The 2,669-nt window shown below is 30.0% G+C and carries 5 protein-coding genes; all 5 read left to right on the top strand.

Annotation, left to right across the window (positions count from 1 at the left end; translation table 11 throughout):
• The first annotated feature begins 187 nt into the window (after positions 1–187).
• Complete coding sequence (locus FYJ33_RS15895; protein ID WP_328598723.1) at positions 188–538, top strand: hypothetical protein; 351 nt, start codon at positions 188–190, stop codon at positions 536–538.
• A 216-nt stretch (positions 539–754) separates the two neighbouring features.
• Entirely contained in the window at positions 755–907 is a 153-nt protein-coding gene (locus FYJ33_RS15890) for a hypothetical protein (RefSeq protein WP_154532927.1), read from the top strand.
• 171 nt (positions 908–1,078) lie between these two features.
• Positions 1,079–1,819, top strand: a complete 741-nt coding sequence (locus FYJ33_RS15885; protein ID WP_206046736.1) for a ParM/StbA family protein — start codon at positions 1,079–1,081, stop codon at positions 1,817–1,819.
• Positions 1,816–1,974 (top strand): hypothetical protein, encoded by a 159-nt coding sequence (locus tag FYJ33_RS15880; protein WP_154532923.1) that lies wholly within the window; start codon positions 1,816–1,818, stop codon positions 1,972–1,974. Before FYJ33_RS15885 ends, FYJ33_RS15880 begins: the two co-directional genes overlap by 4 nt.
• A 238-nt stretch (positions 1,975–2,212) precedes the next feature.
• Positions 2,213–2,572 carry a hypothetical protein gene (locus FYJ33_RS15875; protein ID WP_154532921.1) on the top strand — a complete coding sequence of 120 codons (360 nt, stop codon included), beginning with the start codon at positions 2,213–2,215 and terminating at the stop codon, positions 2,570–2,572.
• The last annotated feature ends 97 nt before the right edge of the window (positions 2,573–2,669 follow it).

Raw genomic sequence — 2,669 nt, 5'->3', positions numbered from 1 at the left:
GATTCTGTGTTATGATTTGGGTAATTCATAGTGATTATCCTCCTTGTTATTTTGGTTTCGCAACTTAATTATAACACGGGTAATCACTATGGATTTTTTATTGGTTCAATTTCATTATACAATTAGTATTGACAAAAAAATGTATTGATGTAAAATAAATATTATAATTTCAAAAATAGGGGGTATTATGATGAAAAAAGTTGTAGGAATAATTAGTATTGTATTATTTGCAATAGTCGAATTTCAGTCATGTGCTGCAGGTATAGGAAACGCTATTCAGAATTCAAAAGAAGCGAGCGGAAGTGCTGGATTAATACTTGGATTTGCAATGCTCATAGCAGGAATATTATCATTAGTATCTAAGCAGAATAAAGGAATAGTTATAACAGCTATAGTATTCTATGTGATTGGAGCTATAATAGGATTTGCCAATATAGGAACATTCAAGGATTTAATGATATGGTCAGTAATAAGTTTAATATTTGCAGTACTATTGTTATTACACTTATTAAAGAATAAAAGTATGTATTCTAAATAGAATTAAAATTTTATGGGCAGTGTAGATTAATTTCTATGCTGCCCTTATTTTTTTACTTAAAAATAATCGGTAGTATTAACACAATTATTGTAGCTATGCTTATATAAACAGCTATATCTATTCTTATATAACTTTTATCTTTCAATTCAATCACTTCATAAATAGATAATTGACAAAAACTAGAAATAATATACAATTTTAAATAGGAGGGGTATTATGGGATATAAACATATTGATCTAACGTTTAGTGAAGGTAATGAAAAGGAAATGGAATTGTATAAATTTATAGAAGAAAATTCAACATTATTGGGTAAAAGCAAATATATAAAACAGTTAATTCAGAAGGAATATAAAAGCTCTCGTAAGTAGGGCTTTTATTTTTTTCTATAAAATTTCTGAAATATTAAGAATAATTCTGGAAAAGCGCTAATACATATATAACAAAAGATGAAAAAAGGAGCAAAAAGTAAACATGATTTTAGGAATAGACATCGGAAACTACTATACAAAGATATCAATTTTATATCAAAAGTATCCAACGTGTCAGGACTTCTTAAGAGTGATCCAGTAAATGTTGGTGGAAGAGTTAAGTATCTTGGAGAAGGCCAGTTTGATACTGAGATAAGAAAAGCATATAAAGAGAGTTACCTCTATTTACTTAAAACAGCAGTACAGAAAAGTACATTAGATAAAAATACTAATGCAGTTGTAGGACTTCCATTAATGCAATACAAGGAAGATAAGCAGTATCTTATTAACCGCATTTTGCAAAGTGGAATATTGCAGGACGTAGATGTTCTTCCTGAAGGAATCATGACAGTTGATGCAGACTACGAAGGAATTGTAATTGACATAGGGGGAGGAACTACAGATATATGTTTATTACAGTTTGAGGGAAACAGAAGAAAAACATTAATGCCTTATAGCATACCAAATGGAATTCTAAGTTTAGAAAGTGACTTTGTTAACTATATTAATTCAAAGTTTGGATTAGATCTTCTTCCTGCTGATGCTGATAGAATTTTAAGAAGCGGTTTATATATAAATGGAGAACAACAGTATTTCAACTTAGATGTATACAGGGAGTTTATAGAAAATCTTATAAGCAGAATAAGGATTGAATACAGCTTAAAGACAAATAAAGTTATATTAGTAGGTGGCGGTGCATCACGTTTATATAACTCTTTCAAGAAGAGAGTACCACAAGCAGAGATAATCAATAACAGCTTCTTTGCAAATGCAGTAGCATTTGAAGACTATGGAAGGAGCATATGGGGATGAAGATAGTAGTTAGCTTTAAAGAAGTAGAAAAAATTCTATATGATCATGCAAAAGGAAAAATGTGTCCAAGCGCATATGTTAAGGAATTGATAAAAGCAGATATGGAAAGCAAAGAAAAAAGCCATGAATCCAACCGATTCAACATTGATATATGAATGGTTAGACTATGGCTATTGACTACTACGTTCAAGCTTGCTTCGTTTCACTTTCACTCGTAGTTTATGATTTCAATTTTTAAAATAGAACTAATTTAAGCTTTTTAAGACAATTATTGTTTTAACAGTTTCAGCAACAACATAAGAAGTTGCTAAACCAATCATTGCAACTGTGAACATATCAATCACCTCTATTGTTAATTCTAACCAATATTATTGATTTTATTCAGGAGGAAATATGAAAACTTACACTATTAAAGAGTTTTTGCACAAAGATGATAAAAAGGGTAGGGTAATGGCTATGATTGCAGCAGCCATTATTACGCCATCAAGAATTGCTTACGCTGATGAAATAGGAGATAAAATTAATGGTGCAGGAAATACAGCAGTATATTATATAAGGTTTTGCGGTAGATGGTTTTTTATAGCTATTTGCTTTATAGAATGCATTAAGGCAGTATTAGGAAAACGACCATCTGATATACCACCTATACTTATTAAATACGGACTCGGCTATGGATGCTTTTGCTTAGTAGTTGGGGTATTTGATCTTATAGATAAAGTTTTGGATAGTGTAAAGTTTCGTATGAAAAAATAAAGAAGAAATATTTCTTACTTATTTTAGAAATATGAACTTAATCTTTCATTTGATTTTTAAAATTGAATATAGCAAATAGGCCTTCGGTGACGGAGGC

Origin of the sequence: Inconstantimicrobium porci, assembly GCF_009696465.1 — a bacterium.
In the GTDB taxonomy this organism is placed as follows: Bacteria; Bacillota; Clostridia; order Clostridiales; family Clostridiaceae; genus Inconstantimicrobium; species Inconstantimicrobium porci.
This window is presented reverse-complemented; position numbering and strand designations above follow the sequence as displayed.

Excerpts from the sequence above, each read along its gene's own strand:
- FYJ33_RS15895 (WP_328598723.1), top strand. The coding sequence starts at position 188 with ATGATGAAAAAAGTTGTAGGAATAATTAGTATTGTATTATTTGCAATA.
- FYJ33_RS15890 (WP_154532927.1), top strand. The coding sequence starts at position 755 with ATGGGATATAAACATATTGATCTAACGTTTAGTGAAGGTAATGAAAAG.
- FYJ33_RS15880 (WP_154532923.1), top strand. The coding sequence starts at position 1,816 with ATGAAGATAGTAGTTAGCTTTAAAGAAGTAGAAAAAATTCTATATGAT.
- FYJ33_RS15875 (WP_154532921.1), top strand. The coding sequence starts at position 2,213 with ATGAAAACTTACACTATTAAAGAGTTTTTGCACAAAGATGATAAAAAG.